Source organism: Legionella sp. D16C41 (genome assembly GCF_048541585.1).
Taxonomy (GTDB): Bacteria; Pseudomonadota; Gammaproteobacteria; order Legionellales; family Legionellaceae; genus Legionella_C.
On the sequence record NZ_CP183303.1, the window covers coordinates 1,252,211 to 1,272,539 of the forward strand.

Sequence of the window (20,329 nt, forward strand, 5' to 3'; positions counted from 1 at the left end):
CTGCTATATCCGTGAAATGGCAGTTATAAAGCGTTAGGTTATGGTCAGGTAACCTTTCAATTACCCAATCGGTAAATTATCTTTTAATTTCAACTACTAATATTAATTCCTAAAAGTTAATTAATAAAAATTTTTATGCAAGCTTACATAAGACTTAATATTTCCTTAAGCAAAATTTATTACAATATGTGATCTTATTGTTCACTTGGAGTTTATTTATGCCAAAAGGAACCGCCGCTGCTACTATTAATTTAGATCTATTAAAGCGCGATAAAGAACTTCAACAGAATATTTCTACTGCAAACACATTTGAGGATTTACCTAAGAGTGTTAAGCAGCAACTGCAAACGAAAGAAGCCTTTGAGAATTTTTTAAGTCACTATCCTCAGTTAGGCCAAAAAATAAATATTGAAATTCTAGTTAATCAAGCCATTAAATTAGAATCTATTGAGGTCGCTGTTCTACTTATTACTAAAAATTATTTTGATAAATTAAAGAAAGATTCGGAACAATTTAAAAAGCTATTATTAGCCTTTCAAGATAATTTACAATGGTTACATACCGTGAGTAGCCAATTATCGTTATCTAAGCTTATCCAAATTTCAGGTTTAGATAGGGAGGATGACTTCATTACGGCTATTAAAGAATTTAAGGCTAAAACGAAGGACAACGTAATCCCTATCAGGCAAGGCACTATTATTAATAATCTTTTTAAAGAAGATAATAAGCCTTGGGCAAAAGCCAACTTAGCTTATTTTATTGAAAATCCAAAGCCCTGTTCTGCATATTTACAAACTACGCACTTAAACGATATGTTTAAGTTAGCTGACATTCAACAAGTTCTAGCTTTATGTTGGGCCCTTGTTAAAACTAGGATAAAGTTATTAAAAATATATTTGACTACCAGTGAGCGTAATGAGGGTGAATTAAAAGATAAAATTAAAACGAGCTTAACGACAAAGAGCAGTAAACAAGCAACGGATTTTATCACCTATGAACCTTCTGTTATGGGGGAATTATTTAAATCAGCATTAGAGCCAAACAGAATTGATCTAGCTACTTTTAAAACTTATCTTTTACTATCTCATAAACCACGACAAATTATAAAAGCCTATGGTGATCTTATTGTTAAAGCAGATCCTCCCCAAGTCGTCGTTGACATTAAGCAACTGAAAAAGCTTAACCAAGTGGTTGATCGTCTCCGACAGAATAACTCTATTGCAGATTTTGCTACAAATTTTCATTTATTGACAAAATTTAAAATCAATTTATTAAAGCAAGCGCTTGAACAACCAGAAGTACAGCAAGATGTCATAACTAAATTAACAGGGGATAAGGAGCATAAAGAATGGGTAATCATGCATTTAAAGGAAAACCCTAGTTTAGTAAAAGCGCTATGTAAAAATAATGCTAATAATTTTTTACAATTATTACCACTTACTGATGATCCTGGCGAACTCTTAAGAAAAGTAGCGGGTAAGATTGATAGTAAAGATAGGGCTCGTATTATTTTTCAATCAGTCATTCAAATTGGTCGCTATACAAAAGAGCATCCTGAATACCAAGCCGAATTTGATAAAATGTTAGAAGAAAAATTTTGGTTAAATTTCGGTTATAGGAGTGTTAGAAGCATCGCTATAGCTTTTCTAACGGATGAATTACGTAGTTCTAACAGAGCTTGGGTAGGCAAAGATGGTACGAAAGATGATCTTAAATTTTTAATCAAAAATAAAAATTTACACCAACTGTTTAATTTAACTGAACAACAATGTCAACAATTAGCAAAAGATGAAGTTATCGAGCAAAAAGCACACAAAGCATTAGCAGAACATTATTACGGTAAATTAAATTTAGGAAGTAAAAAGCCTCAAGATGCTCAAGCAATACGCGATAAGAGTATTCACTACGTATTAAAAGAAATTGACCCTGAATTTAGGGAAGTCGCATTAAATGAAGCAATATATGGTGTTCGTGCGGAAAACCAACATGATCAAACTAAAAAGCTAATTAGTTTAGCTAGAGCAGATTTATTCCAGCGGCCTTTAGCTGTCCTTCAGGACTTATCTAAAGCTGACGTTGAATGTTTTTACACCTACTTTAATAGCCAGATTAAAAAGATTAACACCATCGACGAACTAGATATACTTGCTGCACGCTTTAATGGCGAAGTGAAAGGAAAAAATCTAGCTTGGCCCATTAGTGAGCGTAGACAAGAACTTATTCAAAATGAATTGAGAAAAGAGGCTGAAAAGTCATTATCGAATTCCGCTAATAAATTTTATAATTATGCTAAGCATCACACTATAGAAGCCTTATTAATCTTAGGCCTTGGTATTACTAATGAAGAGGTCATAAAAAGAGTTGCTTACGGTGCGATTACCCACAATGATTTGGAATTTATTAAAGCTAGAAACGACTTTAAATCTATTTTATTAGACTTGATGGAAGAAAAAGATTTTCAAAGGAATGCTGATGTCCAGATTGCACAAGTACTGTTAGATAATGTAGGGGATAACGTATTGATTATAGATGTGATTACAAAGCTTGATCCATCCGTTCCTCACCCAGTAATTGATCAATACTTAAAAGATTCACCTGTGCTTATGCTTGCTTGTCTGCAGCTAAAGGGTGAATGGAATATAGAGCACATTAACAGCATGCTGGCTTGGTTTGATAAAAACAACTTAACTCACGCTAAGGCCGAAGCAAAAAGGCTTTTATTTACCCAAGGCCCTCTATTAACATTAATGCAGAGTGCCCAATCTAATTCAGCGCTAAGAGATGATTTATTAGTTTCTAATAATTTACGACGCTTTACACAAGAGAAGTTAACTGATGAAGAAACAAAAGTATTTTTAGCTTGGTATCGTAAGGTAGAGGTTAGTAAAGCATTTAAGCCCCTTCTCACAGACATTCTTGTTTTAAACCAAGAGTCTCAAGAATTTATTAATGAATTAATAGGCCAACTTAGTGACGGCGCTCGGCTTAAATTATTAAAAGACCCACGTATCGACTCAACCTTTATTGGCCAAAATCCTTCACTATTACTCTTTAAAAAACCTCACTACTCTCTAGAAAAAGAGCTGATTAACGATAGCAACTTACTAAGCAAAGTAGTTCATATTTTTCCGCAATTGCCAAAAGACATTAAGCTTTTTACCAAAGAGCAAATCGACCTCTTCTTAAAAGTATTAAATCAAGAAGAACTTTTAAACGGGTTGCAAGTAGAGACTAGAGCTGCTTTTGATGAAGCTTTGCTGCCACTGCTTTCAGAACCTGCATTGCAAAAAGCGCTATTAGAAAATGAAAATAAAGCTGCAGCCATTGCTATTGTAACCAGTAAAAATGAACAACTTCGTGAAGCATTTTGGTTAGCTGCCAAAACCTCACCTAAACTAGTTGGGCAAGTAATAGAAGCTATTTTAGATAACGCGTCAGAAATTAATAAGCATCAAGAGGTTATTAAAAGTTATTTTGACAAATTTAGTTCTGATAAGGTAGCAAGCTCTGTTAAGAATACGTCAGCTATTCAAAATATTTTAAAGCCAATTCAAAAGAGCACCGTAGAGCCGGTAAGGCTACCCTCATCAACTACTACAAAATCGAAAAATGATAAACCAACTTTAGCAACGACTACTACCAACTCATTAGATGAAAGTTCATCTCTAGAATCAGATGAAAAAAATTCATCTCTAGAAGTTGAATTGAAAGGAGATACTAACCCAGGAGCGGTAAAAACACGACCAAGGTCTGAAAGTCAACCAAGTCAATCCACGGCCTTGACCAAAATAAATATAGAAGTCAATGATATTCACTATGTTGAAGATATCTATAAATTGTTATTGGATTATAGGAATGTAGATAAAATCACTTTGGCTAAGTACTTTGAGGTGCTAAGAACAGCTAAACCTGAGTTATTCGAGGCCGCTTTAAAGCAACATTACTTAGCAGATTATACAATTAGTAGTTTACTTAAAGACATCAATGATGAATTGCCAAAAACTGTAGCCAAATCAGTCTCTACCATCGCAGCACCACAGAAGAAAGCTCAGGCTAAAAAGAAAGTAGAGAAGGCTCCTAAGCCGAAATTACAAGATGAGAACTATAGTAAATACCAAAAAATAGTTATAGAAATAAAAGAGAAGTCAGAGAAGGAAATTCTAAAAATTAAAAAGAGTATATTTAATTCCGAGCAATCTATAAGTGAAACAACAAAAAAAATTAAAAAGATATTTAAAAATCTGAATGATGAAGCTAACAGTAATGTAAAAGACACAGCATCATCCTTTACTTTTAAGAAATCAACTGTCCTGGCTGCTTATCAGGCTATTAAATATCAATATCGTTTATTAGAAGACTTACAAAAAAATAGTTCATTGCCTAATCTTAAGCAAGATAACACTCTAGAAAGCTGTTTAACTAAAGTTGCTGAACAGTATAATTTAGGTTCAAAAGAAAAATTAAATAATGGATTAAGGAGCGTATTACATCAAGCTAATATCTACTTAGAAAATTCTCAGCATCATTTAGCTGCACATTACTATCATGAGGTTATTAAAGCTTGTAAAGAAGATGAAGACATCAGTCTTCAGATAAGATTTGACGCAACTAAGGCTCTTATTTCCTTACTGATTAAAGAGCCAGATATCCAAGTCAGTCCTGAAGCGCCTACGCATCAGCATATCAAAAATTTATTTCAATCTTTTATTGGTAATTGTGATTTTACCTCTAACTTTATTAAACCAAAAATTTTAGCATTACCACCGGAATGGCTTGCTTCATCTGAAATTTATGAGGTCATAGAAAATAATTTAAATCTAGATAATCCAAATTTAGAACTGGTTGAGTGGATTGAAAAACACGCTAAAGTAACTCATACAGATAAGATACTTAACCAAAATTTTGATACGCTTAAAAAGATGTTAGAGCTTAAAGTATTCGTAAATCGTCATCAAGATAGTGACACAACCACGTATGAGCAATCAGAGCTGCTTAAAGAAATCTATCATCGTGATCCTGAATTATTGTTTAATGAGAAGTTTAACTTTAACCTTGAGGTAGTATTGGCGACCACCGGTGAGGGCCTTGAGATACTATTTTTTTACTTACGTAATAGAACGCTCGCAGCTAATCTGCTTGAACAAGCAGGCGAAAACATACAGGCGCTTTATGAACTTGGAAAGCAGAATGAACTGGTCAAATTTGTTTTAACATCCTGTTATCCTCATGTGATAAGTATGATTGATCAAGAGGTATTTACCCACACGATTGTTATTACGCGAAACGATGATACTTCTAGCACTACCAATGCTCAAAAGCAAAATGATGTTAATAGTAGTATATTTAATACAGAAGTTTCAACAGATGAACCGCTTGCGCCACCACCGCCACCGCCACCAGGGCCACCACCGCCACCGCCGCCTTCTAACCTTACCGGGGGGCTTAAATTACCTAGTAAGACTCACCCAGTTTCTGAGTATTCTAGCGATAAGCCAACTAATAATACTGGCTCAACGAGTAACACTATTATTAGTCAAAAAGATATTGCAAAAGTTAAATTAAAATCAGTAACCTCTAATCAAGACGAAAAGAATAGGGTAAAAGGCCCAGCAACGCAATTGAGTCTGGCGGAACAATTAGAGGCGAAAGCTATAAAGCAGAAAAATTTAGTTTGGCAAGAAATGACACAAGATGGTAGTAAAGAACTATCAACTTGTGGCCAGGCGATCCTTAATTCGCTTAAAGTACCCGTAAATGCAGTACAAGATGTTCCAGCAGATGCTAAAGAAGCTTTTTACCAAACGTATGTTGGTATTAAAAGCCGCAGGCTTGATGATATTAATGTGGAACTTGTATTTAAAGAGCTTAGATTAAATCAAAATTTAAAAGCTTATCTTGTAGAAAGTGAAGAGAAACTTACTGAGCTTGCTAAGCAAATTGCTGAGGTAGCTAAAGCTAAAAAGTCTTTAGAAATGAAAGAGACCTCAACAAGTAAGCCAGTAAGTAACCACATTCCTTCGTCAAGTGCTAATGTTGCGATTAAAGAGATCTTGACAGGTTTAGGCGCTTTCTTAGGACACACTGATCAAGCTGTTATAGCAGAGCCCCTATTAATTGAGCTATACAAAGACTATAGTAAGCCGCAAGAAACGCCATTGTCAGTGGAAAAAGAGGCTGATTTTATAAAAAGGATTGCTGAAATTTTACAGGGGAATATGACCCTTCAAACTAAGGAGAGAATAGAAGAGGTACACAGCCGTACTGAAAAACCAGGACCCTCAGTAGAGAAAACAGTAAATTCAAAAGCCGAGCTTATTTTTACTAAGATGAAAGCATTAAATAAACCAAAACGTACTACAGTTTCTCCTCAGGAGATAGCTAAAGCTCTTAAGGATTCAATTAAATTTAATCCACTCCAACCTCGACTGGAAAACGCCGACGTACTCTATAATTTAGAGGCTAATGGTAAAAAAGTATTTACTAAAGAAGGTATTAAAAAAGCGCTAGGGAATGATAACTTAGCAAGTTTAAATCAATTCGAAGCTAAAATATGGGAAGCTATAGGAAAAATTAAAAGAGGCAATCGTATTAGTAAAGACATTTTACTTGGCAGTTTATATAAGATAGCTAACCAACGTGACAATGAAAATTTTACTAAAGATTTTAACGAAGAAATATGGGAGCATATTAAAATCTTTGCAACAGCAATTGGTAAACCAATGGCAGTTGTTGATCAGTTTGAGCAAAAAGCGTTTTTAGCAGCGCCAACTATTGATACTTTATATACCGAAAAAGTATTTAATAAAGAGAATTTAGCGCTTATTACTAAAAAGGATAACCTTAGTCAGCTTGAAAGCCTATTAGCGGATAAGATAAATTTTATTAATTTAAATAAACCTGTATTTCGAGATGAACTATGGAATCAGGCTCAGCAGTTTTTAATGATTGAATCTACTGCTGATAAAGAAAAAGCCTTTAATGAGCATATTTGGGAACCTATTAGAGCTTACACTTTAAAGAAATACGGACACACTGACTTAGCTCAAGAAAAGGATCTTGAAAAAGAAACAAGGCGTAAAGCTTGCGGTAATAAATTTTTTAGTCAAAAGCCAAGGCAAGAGGAAAACAATAAGCCGCCCCAAATTGTTACAAGTATGCCGTAATAAGCTAAGCAAGGTTGAGCAATTGAGCACCTCAACCTTGTTATTTTTCTCTAAGATTTATCACAGACCCTACTATACATATTGATGGTAGGTGCCTCAAGCCTGCACTCAGGCTACCTTAACGAGTAAACAGTATTATATAGGTGATGTCTTGAAGATCACTGCTTTAATCGAGGCGTAGGTTGGGCTAAGCATAGCACAGCGCAATACTAGAGCAATCATAATTGTGTTTACTTAGCTGCATAATTACAAAGTACTGCTACACTAAAATTTAAAATAGTTAAAATACTGCTATGACATTATTGCGAAAAATATGTAGCATTATATGTCTTTTACTCATTTCAGCTACCGTTGTCGGTCAGCTTATAAAAAACTTTGGACAAGCGAAAAGGACTGCCCGAGTACTTTTTGCATTTCATCGGGAAACACTCTATTGTCACTGCCGCTTTGACGCGCGCCTGCAAGTTGATTTAAAAAGTTGCAATATGCAATCAGCAGCTACGTTGAAGCGAGCACACCGGGTTGAGTGGGAACATATGATGCCTGCCGAGAATTTTGGTAATCAGTTTGCTTGCTGGCGTGAACTACTTTGTCAGAAGCAAAACGGTAAGCTATATAGAGGACGCGCTTGCTGCGAGCGTATTGATCCTAAGTTTAGGCAAGCTGAAGCTGAGCTTTATAATCTATGGCCTGCAGTAGGCCTAGTCAATCAAGCTCGCTCAAATTATCGCTATGGTATGTTAGATACTCATACAACGTTTTATGGGTGTCCTATTACAATTGATTCTGCTACTAGGCGCGTAGAGCCAGCCGACTATGCTAAAGGAACTGTAGCAAGAGCAAATTTATTTATGTCTTATAAATACAATATTCGGTTAAGTGATGCACAACGTCAATTATTTTTAACTTGGAATAAACAATTCCCACCTAATGATATAGAGATACAATGGGCTAAAGCAGTTGCAAAAATAGAAGGCTATGAAAATCCTTATATCTTCAATAGAGAAGAAGATGAGTATTTAGATTTAATTAATGAAATCCCAACATTCATTAAATCACATACTAATTTGTTGAACATAATACCGGTTTTATTTAAGTAATATTTTCTATTGTATGTTCGTAATTAATTTTACTTAAATTTTTTAAATTAAATAGAGTTATCAAAAGATTTGGCTCGGTAAATGAGTGTAATTGAAGTTTATAAAAACTTCGTAAAATTTCATTATGATTTACAAATGCCTCATTACTTTTAAAAAGAGAAAGCTAAGCTTGAACTAGTTTTCGTAGATTTAAATAACCCAGTCATTTGATTGCCATAAAGACCTTCTACGCCACCCAATATTGGTAGCACTTTAAGATAGGATCAGTGATATTTGATAGATTCTGTAGTCATCCTTTTAACGGGAAAGGGGGGTAATTGGGGTTTTTTATTTTAGTTTATTTGGTGCATTAGAACAGAAAGTTTTCGCAGTTAAGTTATTATAAGAATAAATTAATTTGAGCTTTGGCGTCAGTGCAGCTAAAACTGCACTGACGCAATACAAATAATAAATTTTTAGATTCTAATTAATTTATTTGTATAAGTTAAAATCTTATAGTCTGCCTAAATTAGGTATGTAGTAATAAGTTCGCCATTGCTTGTTGAATAGGCTCATCTACTAAATCCAAATCTTTTTTTGTAACAGCTGGAATATTTTTCGTACTAAAAAATAGTTGAATATTGTTAGCGAATAAATGGTTTGGTAAGTAAGGCTTTACTTCTTTATCATGGCAATAAGGCTTTTTCCCTTTTACAGCTTCTTCATTAATTAATGCTCCTGCAACGGCTTGACCAACTTTAAGAGCGGCCGCACAGGCGTCAGGGCCTTTAACTTCCGCCTCAAGTATATAAGGCTTACAATGAATGGATGATTCAGAGATTTGCTCTTTGTTAGCTTTAAGCAAAGTCTGTTTGATAGCTTCTGGAAGAATAATTTTAAAATGATTTTCAATTCCGCTAAATTTATCGCATAAGGCAAATAATCTTTCAAAATAGTTAACCAGGTCTTTTTGCCCTGGATGAATGCCAAAGCGAACTTGCATATGTGGATGTTCACCACTTTGTAATTCGTTTAAAAGCGCTTCAACAAATGCCATATCAACATCGATAGGTTGTGAAGTACCGGAAATAAAGAGCAAGTCATCTGTCTCATTTAAAAGTAACTTTTGTCTTGTAGTCTGAATATCAGTAGGTGCACTTGCTGTTATGGCACGATCAATACTTAAATGGCCAATTTCAGCAACATTTGCATTAGCATTTATAGCTAAGATATCTGCGCTTGCTGTTTTTAAAGGGGTGGCAAATTGACAATTGGGTAAAGTTGCTAAAGTATTAATATACTTATCCCAAAATGCATGGTTTTTGGGCTTAAACATATATTCATAAGCAATAGTGCAAGGGATAGAAGGTGAAATAACCTCAACTAGTTGATAAGCACTTTCTTCATCAATAGCAGAAGGAACACCAACATAACAGCTAGTAACGTTTTTAGTTGCTACAAACTCGTTGACCTTGATAAGTTCGTCTTGGTTTAAACGATTATTATAAATACCGGGCTTTTCAATTATTGTATCAAGGCTAGCTAGATGTAATTTGTCTTTAAACGTTAAATCTTTGATTCGATCTTTAGCTACTAAGGTTAATGGTATTACATACAATTCATCACTAAAACCTGTATTTTGTAAGTACTCAATTGTTTTTTTAGCTAAATCACTATCACCAAGACTGCTTATAAAAAATGCTAAGGCCATATAGATACTCTCTATTTTAAATTGCTTATCGACGTTGCTTAAAGTAAACATATAACACTAGATAATAATTAGGCATAGGCTAGTGAAATACATTTTACGGCTAAATAAAATCGGCTGAATTCTATATTAAATGAGTTTATAGGGCAAATTTTATATAAATTGGAAATTTTTTATCTTTTGGAATAGCTTAGGATCTTTCTAGTCAATTAGAAAATAAAGAATATTTTTTAAGTAAAACAAATTTAACTTTAGCAAGGTATAGGTTGGGCTAAGCTAAAGCGCAGCCCAACAAATCATCAATGTGTTACGCTCTTTATAACGTAAAATGTTGGGCTGCACTTTGTTTAGCCCAACCTACTTTTGCTATTTGATGGTTCTATTAGCCCTAATCGAGATGAAATGAAATTTAACCCGTTATAAATTAACCACATTCTGCATGGCTGATACTTCTTCCTGAACCTGTACGTTATTTGCCTCAGGAAATAACTGAGTAGTGTGTAATGGAGGCAAAGGCTCTGCCTGATGGCTAGCTAAATTTTGCCCATTGCTTAAATTCTCTCTTATTATCACATAAGATTTATTCTCTGCTATTTCTTCAACGTGATTAATTGGGACAACTTTATCTTTATGATGGCGATTATGATGGCGATGTTTAATGGCTTTATAACTATTATATGGAATACTAGCAACATCAATTACCGGACTAACAGCACCTACCCCAGTTACTACTACGCCACCAACCACTAATCCACCTCCTACAGCAGCCACAGTTCCACCTTTGCCAAATAGAATTTTACTTACAAGACCTGCAGGCAGTGCGATTAAACCCACTACTGTCAAGCCTATACCAACCGGAATAAGTACTAGAGGATCAACCACCATAGCAACAGGCGTTAATGCTAGTTTTTCAGCATGAGTCAACTTATTTTCCTGCTTTATTTGCTTAGTCTTTTCTCTATCAAAAGAAAACTCTGCTTTTAATTGTTTACCATATTTTTTCATACCACTTGAAAATTTACCCATCCTGTTCTCCATTGTTTTAGGTTACATTAATAAATAAACAATTTATTATTTTGTTTTCAAAATTTAGAGTGCTTAAAATAGCTGACTTGGATTAATTTCTTAATTAAAGATCATGCAAAACTTACAAATTATTGTAGATAATAGGAGTGAATTATCTGAAATTACTTAAAATTAATCCATTCTGAAGCCGTTATAAATCAATGGTTTAAATTATATAGCTTACATAAGATATTACAATATCAATCAAGTACTAATCTTAAATTACACTTTAATTTCTTACTTATTAAATACCCTGAAACAGTGATGTTTAGCAAGTTGCCATAAAAAATCATTATTACAATAAATAAGGTCAAGTAACTTAGCTTAACAATCTGAGAAAACTATCGGAACTAATTTATCTGAAATTTTTGTCCTAAATAAATATCGCTTAAAGGTATTTAGAAAGCTTATTTATAATCCCTTAATAAAAGCTTAGTTTTTATTAACTATAATAGTAAATTAAGGGATAAGAAATAAGTTATTATGCCAACACCACTTCAAGAAAGATTATTAATAGAATTAACTAAACTTAAAGCGTCACCATCTGATACTGGTTTAGATAAAGATGGGATAAATATTATTTTACATGAATATAATATAGCAAATCCTACCAAATGTCCGATTCGCCTTATAGATAGAAAATATATTATTGATGAAATTGAGCAAGAAGTATCAAAAAAGCCTGTAATTGCTAGAAATCAGCAATTTATCGTAAAAATTGCTGAGCATTATTGCGTGGTCGATCTTGATATCAATGAGCAAGGTGAATTTCTTTCTCTAGTTTTAGATGCTGCTAATGATTTAAGGTTTTTAGATTTAGTTGAGGAGATTTCACAGTTAGCAACGCTTCAAAAGCTCTATTTGGTAACCGGATTAACCAGCAAGCATAATATACATAAAGACAGTGTAAGCTGTCCTATCTTTGCACTTTCTCATGCGTTTGCTTTAAACAAAAAGTCACTCTATAGGCACCTTGAAAAAAAAGAAGTTACGAAAACTAAATTTAATGAGCATGCATTGGATGTTAAATGGCATCACATGCCACCAGAAATTATCGTAAATTGTCAATCTAGTACGCTTTGGGAAAAATACAAACAAGATTGTTCAAAGGCTTTCAGACTACCCAATGATTATTTCGAAGAATATGATAATTTTCGCAAAGATATGCAAATAAGGTCAGCTGAGATCGATAAAGAAGCGGCTACTATGTTTCAAAGTAATATTATTCCGGCAGTGTTTGAGGCAATGGCTGAGAAAGCTAAACAATTTGTTTTAAATCACCAAGATAGTGAATTGGAAAAAATTATTAATCCTATGCTGTTAAGTCCTATTCAAGAAATAGAAGATAGGTCATCTTGGAAAAAAGATATTTAGTATTACACAGTGATGTTAAATAAAAATAATTACTTGTTGAAATGATAAGTTAATAAATAAAACCTTAATTAAATATAGAGTTATTACTTATGAAAACTACAGCTAAGACTGCTAATCGTGGCATATACTCTTATGATAACCCACTTTATATTAAGAGCTTTGGTCTAGCCTGTGACAAAATTTATGAGGTTGATTTTAATCGTTTAGAAAAAAATGCAAAACTTGCTTTAAGTTTAGATGATGAATATATGGCTATTTTACAAGCTGGGAAAGCCGCCATTGAATATGGCGTTGCAGGCTTGATTCTTTACATCAACATTTATATAAAAATTTTAGAAAAATCATTTAATTTTGGCGAAATGGTGGAACAAGAAGTAATAACCCTACTAGGTTATGTAAAGTTTGCAAGGCAAATGATTATTAAAAAAGAAACTAAAGCTTTAAAATCTTTGGAAATTATCTATGGTGAGGATAATTATACGTCCATTGATTATTGGACAGAAAAGGAAAGCCAGCTAATGAAATTCATAAATAAAAAATATGTGGATTTTGTAAATGCAGAGTCAGATAAAATAGCGGATATACTGCTTCAAAAAAGTTATGTTATGCATTAATTGCATTAGTATGAATGTAATCTGACATACGACTTGAAAAGAACGAGTTTTAAGTTTAGATAGAAGTGCGAACTTCAAATCAAAATAAAAGGAAACCTCTTATGATAAGTAGGGTAGAATGCAATGGAACTTGCAGTAAAGACTAATGCAACTGTCTTTACAGGCAGCATTGTACCATTAAGCGTAAGTTAGCCTAATTATAACCCAGCCTAACGAATCAGGATCGTATTGTACTTTTTATTACAAAAAATGTTGGGCTGCACTTTGTTTAGCCCAACCTACCTTGGCTTTAAACGCTCATACTCTTTTAAGCAGCACATGCAGTCACTTTTAAGGGACTCCATTTGTACTTTTTATATTTGTTTGGTGATTATCAACTAAAAGAGCAGATTTCTTAGGTGTGATGGTTTTACCTTTTCGCAAAACTAGTAGTTTATTTATTTCAACGCCTATAAATAATATCTGTGAGGAAAAATAAAACCAGATTAAAATAATAATTAAAGAACTGGCAGCGCCAAATACTGAGAACCGGCCACTGTGATTAATATAGTAACTAACAATTAATTTTCCTAGAGTAAATAAAATAGCTGTAATAAAAGCACCTATTCCTACATCCTTCCAGTCAAGAATAACATCCGGTAAGACCTTAAACAGCATGGCAAAAAGTAGTGTCATAATGAGAAAAGAAATTATGTAGTCCATGATCATAAAAATGTAGACACTACCGCCGAACATCTGGACAAGAAAATTACTCATTGCAGCAAGGACGACACTTAACAGCATTGAGACAAGGAGAAGGAGGGCAATTCCTAAAACCATGCTAAAAGACAGGAAACGGTCTTTAATTATATTCAATAACCCTCTACCAGGTTTAGGCATTACCCCCCAAATTCTATTTAATCCATTTTGAAGTTCAATAAACACTCTGGTGGTACCGAAAATCAAAAATAAAATGCCAATGATTTGAGGCAGATTGCTTTTACCAGCCTGTTGACTATTTTCTATCATAGCTTGAATTTGCAAAGCATTTTTTGTTCCTACTAAGCTAGAAATATGATCTAGAATACGGCCCTGTGCCGCGGCATTTCCCAGGAAAAAATCGATAAGAATAATGCAAATAAGCAAGATGGGTGTAAGTGAAAAAATAGAAAAGAAGGCTAAAGCTGCAGATAAGCTTGGAACCCTATCTATACTCCATAATTTAGCCAGCTCTTTAAGTGATTGCCAAACGCTTCCGATGTTCATAATTGTTTCCCACTAAAGTCTCATTCAATAAGACTAAAGAGTTAAGATTTCTTTACCATTCTTCTTTCCATATGGAGTATAAGGATTTGCTCACTTAAATAGACACTTATAAGCCTACTCTAAAGTGCTTAACCTAGGGTGATAACAAATAACTTATTAATTCATCTACTTTTGTACTTTCTGCCAATAAGCTTCTTCAACATAAAAAGGTATGATTTTGGATTGTTTCATTGAAAAATGAGCTGTTAAATCCGTCTTTTTATTCGCATATTGAACTTTATTTGTATGATTTAGTTCATTCATGACAAAATTATAAGCTCTTATTAATTCTCCATCTAAATTATGAAATAAATCGCGTGGAGTATTATAGATTTCTACATCAGGTATGGTGCCTACCCCTTCTAAATAACGATTATGGTTAGAGAAGCCTCTTAAAATTGAGAAACGAAAATTACCAAATTGCCATGGTAATTGAAACCATAAAGGGTATCCTGTACCACCGCCTGTTTGCGCGCCCAAGACTTTACCTATGTGATTTGATGAAAAACTATCAACGAAAGTGTCACAGGCTGAGAAACAACGTTCATTGGTTAAAACATAAACTGGTTTAGCGTAAGCGGGCTTATCTTTGGACAAAGGTTCAATATCATAATCAACCCACTCAGAATACTCAGAAACAGATGGATCAGTTTGTTGAAAGAGCTCAGCCAATTCTGGGCGAGCATACATAGCTTGCGAGGAGTTTTTCAATTGAGCCTGATATCGTCTGACTTTTTTATTAATAAAATGGGCAACTACACTATCACCAATTTCGCCATAACCTCCTCCATTATTCCGTACATCAACAATGAGCGCTTTTGTGTTTTTTAAGGTAGTCATTGTCTTTTTCACAAAGGCTATAAGTGCATCTTTTCCTGACTCATGATGCATGGCGGTTAAAGTTAATACACCAATATTACCCGGTAAAATTTTGGTTTGGACGATATCCGATAAGGCTTCGTTGTCTAAATCAGTTTTTTGGTAATTAATCCAAGGTAATTCAACCGTTTTGACTTGTTGAGTTGTGTATTTTTCAAGAGTTAATTTTAAATTATTTGCTGGCGCATCATTGAATTTATCTAGGGCATGTATGGCGGAAGCCGTATATGATTGGAGCGCATGAGGGGTTGACGCTGACATCATTTTACTCTTTTCTTGGATATAAGTGTCGATTAATTGATCATTGACTGCTAAAACCTTATCGCCAGGCTCAATATCAATTGGGTAGGGCCACATTTTATCTTGCTCTACTTGAGAAATATAATAGCCACTAGGTAGTTTTTTTACTCTGATTGGCGTATAAAATACCCGCTGCAGGGAGTCAGGAATGTAATTAACATGTCCATCGTGTAAACTAGAAGCTACAACAGTAAGTATTTGTTGAAACTGACTGAAGTTGGTGTGGTCATTTACTTTACTTTTAGCATCATCGACAATTGCTTGCCAATCAACATTATGCTGTTTCTTTTTTATATCCCAATAACAATAAATATCTTTTGCCATTTTAGCTACATAGTCAATAGTTTGCAGATATTGCTCTTTCGGAGAATCAGCTTTAAGGGCTATAGGTGTAGCAGAGGAAGTGCTAATACCATTAAATAGCAATACACAGGCATAAACTGAACATCGCAAGTTATGATAGCGATACATATTATTTCCTTAGATTTATTAATAACATCCTATGTTTCCCTACAAAAATCATTGCATTAAATATTTGAAAATGTCAATGAAAGGCAAAGATGGCTAATCATCACTTGCTTCAATTGCTTAAAAATTAAACTATATTAACTATAAGTATGAATACGTTTAGTTTTTATATTTTTTAAAGATAAAAAACTTTGCTAATTTAAAAATTAGAGAGCTAAAGTATATGAAAATAGTTATAATCGGAGCAGGGCCTGCAGGGCTAGCTATGGCTGCTTCTCTTACAGAGGAAATACGCAAAGCCGAGACTAAATCTGTAGACTCTAATCTAAAAGCAGCTGTTTCCTCCTCCGTAGCAGAAAAAGCTGATGATAGAGATCCTTCTACGTCTTATGAAATCAGTATTGTTGAGAAAAGAGACTTGGATTTTAAAAGACGGCAAAAGCTTATCATTACTCCAGATAAACAAAAAACCCTCTTAACTCAATTAACGACTGAAGCAGAACGATATCGTTGGGATGATTATTGCCAACATCTTTTTGATCCAGAGCACAAATTATCTGTCGATAAGCAGGGGAACTTATTAGAAGATAATAAAATTATTGAGGATTTAAATCAGCAAAAAAAATTTTTAAGAAAATTACTACGGCAGCAAGAATATATAAGCCCCTTCTTTAAAACCTTTAAAAATTTTTCTATAAAAGAGTTACAAAAAGCCTTAAAAGAGTATCTTGATAACTGTGATACTTCTAAAACAAACATTAATTGGCATGAAAGGGCTAAAATCATTAAATGTGATTTAGATAAAAAAATCTTACATACTGTAAATGCAAATGGTCAAGAGCAACAATTAGAATTTGATCATTTAATTATTTGTGAAGGGGAGCGCCGAGAAGTTGTACAGCAAATTAATGAAGAACTCAAAAAAACAACAGAACCAAAACTTTTTACTTATAAGCCAATGGGCAAGAAAACCTATCATGCTGCAGCCCGTTTAATTGTAAAAAATAAAGAGAACAAGGATTATCGTACTTTATTGGATGAAATAAGAATTCCTATGGAAGATAGAGAGTCAATTGCTGATGAAGCAGAGAAACTAGGCTGGGATCCGCTGGCTTCAGATCCTATGTATATTGCTGATACCAATTTATATAAGGATAGCTTAAACGATGATAAGAGTTGGCAGCCCAGACTATTTATTGCTGCTGAAATTCCAGAATATATTCATTTGATTGTGGATGAAAATAAAAAAAGAGAAGCCATTTTAAATTGGCTAAGTATCTTTGCTTCTAATTTAACAGGAATACCAAGAGATCACTTTGATATAGATACTAAAGGAGAAGATGCTGTAAGTCGACTTAATGCTGTTACTTTTTGTTCTGATATGAAGTATGTTGATAATCCAGTATATATACATCCTAATGGCGCTAGTGTTATTACTATTGGCGATTGTGCCATGTCATCGCACTACCGACTTGGCTTTTCTTCAGCGATGGCTATGAATCAAGGCCGTTCTGCTGCAAAATGCATTGTCGCAAACCAACACCTTGCTGAACAAAAAGAGCGTTTTAAACCATTAGAAACTTTATACAATACTTATGTGAATTTACTTTATAAGATGGTTGATTCTGGCGTTAAACCTTCAAAGCTTGAAAAAAATTAAATAGCTAAAGCAAAACGATTATAAAAAGTTTCTTTATATGTAAGCCAAATGAAGCGGCACATCAAGACTTCCGGTTTTAATTTAGTACAAAAATATTGATTTTGCCTTTTTAACACGGTTATATAAGCTATATTAATCCTTTCACTTAATGAATCTATCTTCTAGAAAGAATTTTAGAAATATTATGCACTAAGGCCAAATTTTTCTATTTTATCGAAACTATTTATTTCTGATATAATAGCTAAATTTATGTGCTTTTAATGACTAGATATTTTAGCATTAAAGTAATTTATAACTATTAATTTTAGAAGCCCAATTCCTATGAAAAATACAAATTTAACAATCTGTGATGCCATTATTCATCCAGGTGAAACTGCTAATTTAGCGCTACCGTTACCAGAATATTATTCCTGCACCAATTTTTATATGCCTATTAAGGTGCTTCATGGTAAACAAGCAGGGCCTTGTTTATTAATTTTTGCCGGCGTCAATGGGGGCGAGCTTAATGGTATTGAAATTATTAATCGCCTACTGAGAGCTGACCAATTAAAGTCAATTCGCGGCACGTTAATAGCTGTTCCAGTATTAAATGTCTTTGGCTTAATTAGTAATTCTAATCTTATGCCGCATGAGACTAATTTAGAGCAGTGCTTTCCTGGTAATCGTGAAGGGTCTTATGGCGAGCGCATAGCGGATGTATTTACGCGCGAAATATTATCTAAGGCTTCTTATTGTCTTGAAATGATAACTGGTCAAATCAATCATGATTTACTACCACAAATCTATTGTGATTTAGATCAACCTGAAAGCAAACAGCTAGCTAGACAATTTTTAGCACCGGTAATTAATCACGTTAAAAAAGATCATTCGTTGCGTAAAACGGCTGACGATTTAAATATTCCACTTTTAGTTTATCAAGCGGGTGAAGCGCGACGTTTTGATGAAACTGCTATCAATCTTGGTATTAAAGGTATTAAAAATATCATGGAATCGTTAGATATGATTGATGCAGAAGAACCAAAAGATTCTAACAGTTTAAAACCTGTATTTTCCCAAGAACAAGATTGGCTTCGGGCTCATCGCAGTGGAGTACTAGTGGTTGAGGTAGAATTGGGCCAATTTATTAAAAAAAGACAAACTATTGGTAGAATCATTGATCCATTTTGTGCTGATACAGTAGAGCCTATTAAAGCAAATCAGGATGGCGTAATTGTAGGAATAAATCGTAATCCCTTAGTTTATGAAGGCCAAAGCATTTTTAAAATAGCTTCCTTTATTGATAATAATCAAGCGGAAACAACGTTAGAAGCATGGACAGAACAACAAGAGGCAGAAAGTAGTGAGCTTAATTAAACCAACAGCTAAAGCCACTTTAGTATGGCTGATATGTGTTTTCTTTTATTTATATGAATTCTTGCTGCGCACTATTTTAGGTACTTTTCAGCAGCCTATTATGGAGGAGTTACAACTTAGCCAAGTTCAATTTTCTTTATTAAGCTCAACCGCTTATTTATTAATTTATGGCCTTATGCAAATTCCAGTTGGGATAATTGTGGATAAATTTGGCTTGAAAAAAACGATGTTTGTGGCGGTTTTGATTTGCGCTATTGCTAATCTTGGATTTGGTTTTGCCACTACTTATCCTATGGCGATTGCTAGTCGTATCCTTATGGGATTAGGTTCATCATTTGGCTTTATTTGTTTACTAGTAGCTGTTTATGATTGGATGCCAAAACCTAATATTGCTCTTTTTATTGGCTTGTCACAGTTTTTTGGTACGCTTGGCCCTATGCTTGCTGGCGGTCCGTTAAATACACTTTTTAATGCAGGACTTGTAACTTGGCGTGGAATTTTTATACTTTTGGCTGGCATAGGAGTTGTGCTGTCTTTGGGTATTTTACTTTTTGTTGAAAAAAATAAACAACATTCAGGTAATTTTATAATTTTATCTCGGCCTCGGGCAACGCTAGAGAATCTACGTACATTGATTAAGCAGCCTCAGATTTGGTGTATCATATTATGTGGTGGGTTTATTTATTTTAGCTTAGAATATTTATCAGAAAATGAAGGAAAAACGTTTTTAATGCACCGTGGTTTTTCTTCTAATTTTTCATCTTATATGATTACTTTGGCTTGGCTAGGCTTTGCAATTGGCTCGCCTATTTTTGGTTATTTTTCAGATAAAATTAGGCGTCGTAAGCCTTTTCTTTTACTAAGTGCAATAACTACTTTTACTTCATTGTTCGGTATAATTTATTTACCTCCGTTAAAATTAATAACAATTTTATGCTTTTTTACCCTTGGTTTAGGTATAGGGGCTGCAAGTATTGGGTTAGTAGTTATTGGTGAGCAGTGTAAAACTCATTATTTAGCAGCTGGTTTAGGGCTTAAAAATGCAATTATAATATTGTTAGTTTCTATTAATGCGCCCATAGTAGGAAGTATTTTATTATGGCAATCACATAAGGTACCTTTACTCACGGCTTACCACTATTCTTTTAGCTTTTTAGTAATTATGCCTCTAATTAGTGTTTTTATCGCTTTATTCGGTATTCGAGAAACTTTTGCAAAGCCCATGAAAGAGAGCACTATTTTAAATGTAAAAACAACTTAGTATTTTTTTAATATGGAATTTTTTAATTAAAATAAAGTTTAGTTAAAAATTAACGAACTCTACATAAAATAAAATAACTTCTGTAATTTACTACCACGTCCCGCAACTTGTTCGCGGGATC

11 protein-coding genes are annotated in these 20,329 nt (G+C 33.8%); 7 read left to right on the forward strand and 4 right to left on the reverse strand.

Translation table 11 applies throughout. From position 1 onward, the window contains the following. The first annotated feature begins 218 nt into the window (after positions 1-218). Positions 219-7,163, forward strand: a complete 6,945-nt coding sequence (locus ACNVED_RS05555) for a hypothetical protein (protein WP_419420760.1) — start codon at positions 219-221, stop codon at positions 7,161-7,163. A 293-nt stretch (positions 7,164-7,456) separates the two neighbouring features. After that, a complete protein-coding gene (locus ACNVED_RS05560; RefSeq protein WP_419420761.1) occupies positions 7,457-8,263 on the forward strand; it encodes an endonuclease in 807 nt (268 codons plus the stop codon). A gap of 508 nt (positions 8,264-8,771) precedes the next feature. Here ACNVED_RS05560 and ACNVED_RS05565 read toward each other — a convergent pair. Together ACNVED_RS05565 and ACNVED_RS05570 are read right to left on the reverse strand one after the other, a co-directional pair. Next, a complete protein-coding gene (locus tag ACNVED_RS05565; RefSeq protein WP_419420762.1) occupies positions 8,772-10,004 on the reverse strand; it encodes a hypothetical protein in 1,233 nt (410 codons plus the stop codon). A gap of 363 nt (positions 10,005-10,367) precedes the next feature. After that, on the reverse strand, positions 10,368-10,976 hold the full coding sequence (locus ACNVED_RS05570) for a hypothetical protein (RefSeq protein WP_419420763.1): 609 nt from the start codon (positions 10,974-10,976) through the stop codon (positions 10,368-10,370). A gap of 522 nt (positions 10,977-11,498) precedes the next feature. Between ACNVED_RS05570 and ACNVED_RS05575 the strand changes: the two genes are divergently transcribed. Together ACNVED_RS05575 and ACNVED_RS05580 are read left to right on the forward strand one after the other, a co-directional pair. Continuing rightward, the gene (locus ACNVED_RS05575; RefSeq protein ID WP_419420764.1) at positions 11,499-12,389 is read left to right on the forward strand and encodes a hypothetical protein; all 891 of its coding nucleotides are present in this window, start codon (positions 11,499-11,501) and stop codon (positions 12,387-12,389) included. Between the two features lie 89 nt (positions 12,390-12,478). Beyond that, complete coding sequence (locus ACNVED_RS05580) at positions 12,479-13,003, forward strand: hypothetical protein (RefSeq protein ID WP_419420765.1); 525 nt, start codon at positions 12,479-12,481, stop codon at positions 13,001-13,003. A 330-nt stretch (positions 13,004-13,333) separates the two neighbouring features. On the opposite strand, the gene ACNVED_RS05585 is transcribed toward ACNVED_RS05580, so the two are convergent. After that, on the reverse strand, positions 13,334-14,248 hold the full coding sequence (locus ACNVED_RS05585) for a YihY/virulence factor BrkB family protein (RefSeq protein ID WP_419420766.1): 915 nt from the start codon (positions 14,246-14,248) through the stop codon (positions 13,334-13,336). 165 nt (positions 14,249-14,413) lie between these two features. Next, entirely contained in the window at positions 14,414-15,937 is a 1,524-nt protein-coding gene (locus ACNVED_RS05590) for a S41 family peptidase (RefSeq protein WP_419420767.1), read from the reverse strand. A 220-nt stretch (positions 15,938-16,157) separates the two neighbouring features. On the opposite strand from ACNVED_RS05590, the gene ACNVED_RS05595 reads away from it, so the two are divergent. The 3 genes from ACNVED_RS05595 to ACNVED_RS05605 all read left to right on the forward strand — a co-directional run bounded on the left by ACNVED_RS05595 (position 16,158) and on the right by ACNVED_RS05605 (position 20,208). Then, positions 16,158-17,594 carry an FAD-dependent oxidoreductase gene (locus ACNVED_RS05595; RefSeq protein WP_419420768.1) on the forward strand — a complete coding sequence of 479 codons (1,437 nt, stop codon included), beginning with the start codon at positions 16,158-16,160 and terminating at the stop codon, positions 17,592-17,594. Between the two features lie 321 nt (positions 17,595-17,915). Continuing rightward, positions 17,916-18,947 carry a succinylglutamate desuccinylase/aspartoacylase family protein gene (locus ACNVED_RS05600; RefSeq protein WP_419420769.1) on the forward strand — a complete coding sequence of 344 codons (1,032 nt, stop codon included), beginning with the start codon at positions 17,916-17,918 and terminating at the stop codon, positions 18,945-18,947. Continuing rightward, positions 18,934-20,208 (forward strand): MFS transporter, encoded by a 1,275-nt coding sequence (locus tag ACNVED_RS05605; protein WP_419420770.1) that lies wholly within the window; start codon positions 18,934-18,936, stop codon positions 20,206-20,208. Before ACNVED_RS05600 ends, ACNVED_RS05605 begins: the two co-directional genes overlap by 14 nt. Positions 20,209-20,329 lie beyond the last annotated feature (121 nt).

Coding starts and splice junctions, on each gene's coding strand:
- ACNVED_RS05565 (WP_419420762.1), bottom strand. CDS start 10,004: ATGTTTACTTTAAGCAACGTCGATAAGCAATTTAAAATAGAGAGTATC.
- ACNVED_RS05585 (WP_419420766.1), bottom strand. CDS start 14,248: ATGAACATCGGAAGCGTTTGGCAATCACTTAAAGAGCTGGCTAAATTA.
- ACNVED_RS05590 (WP_419420767.1), bottom strand. CDS start 15,937: ATGTATCGCTATCATAACTTGCGATGTTCAGTTTATGCCTGTGTATTG.
- ACNVED_RS05555 (WP_419420760.1), top strand. CDS start 219: ATGCCAAAAGGAACCGCCGCTGCTACTATTAATTTAGATCTATTAAAG.
- ACNVED_RS05600 (WP_419420769.1), top strand. CDS start 17,916: ATGAAAAATACAAATTTAACAATCTGTGATGCCATTATTCATCCAGGT.
- ACNVED_RS05575 (WP_419420764.1), top strand. CDS start 11,499: ATGCCAACACCACTTCAAGAAAGATTATTAATAGAATTAACTAAACTT.
- ACNVED_RS05570 (WP_419420763.1), bottom strand. CDS start 10,976: ATGGGTAAATTTTCAAGTGGTATGAAAAAATATGGTAAACAATTAAAA.
- ACNVED_RS05580 (WP_419420765.1), top strand. CDS start 12,479: ATGAAAACTACAGCTAAGACTGCTAATCGTGGCATATACTCTTATGAT.
- ACNVED_RS05595 (WP_419420768.1), top strand. CDS start 16,158: ATGAAAATAGTTATAATCGGAGCAGGGCCTGCAGGGCTAGCTATGGCT.
- ACNVED_RS05560 (WP_419420761.1), top strand. CDS start 7,457: ATGACATTATTGCGAAAAATATGTAGCATTATATGTCTTTTACTCATT.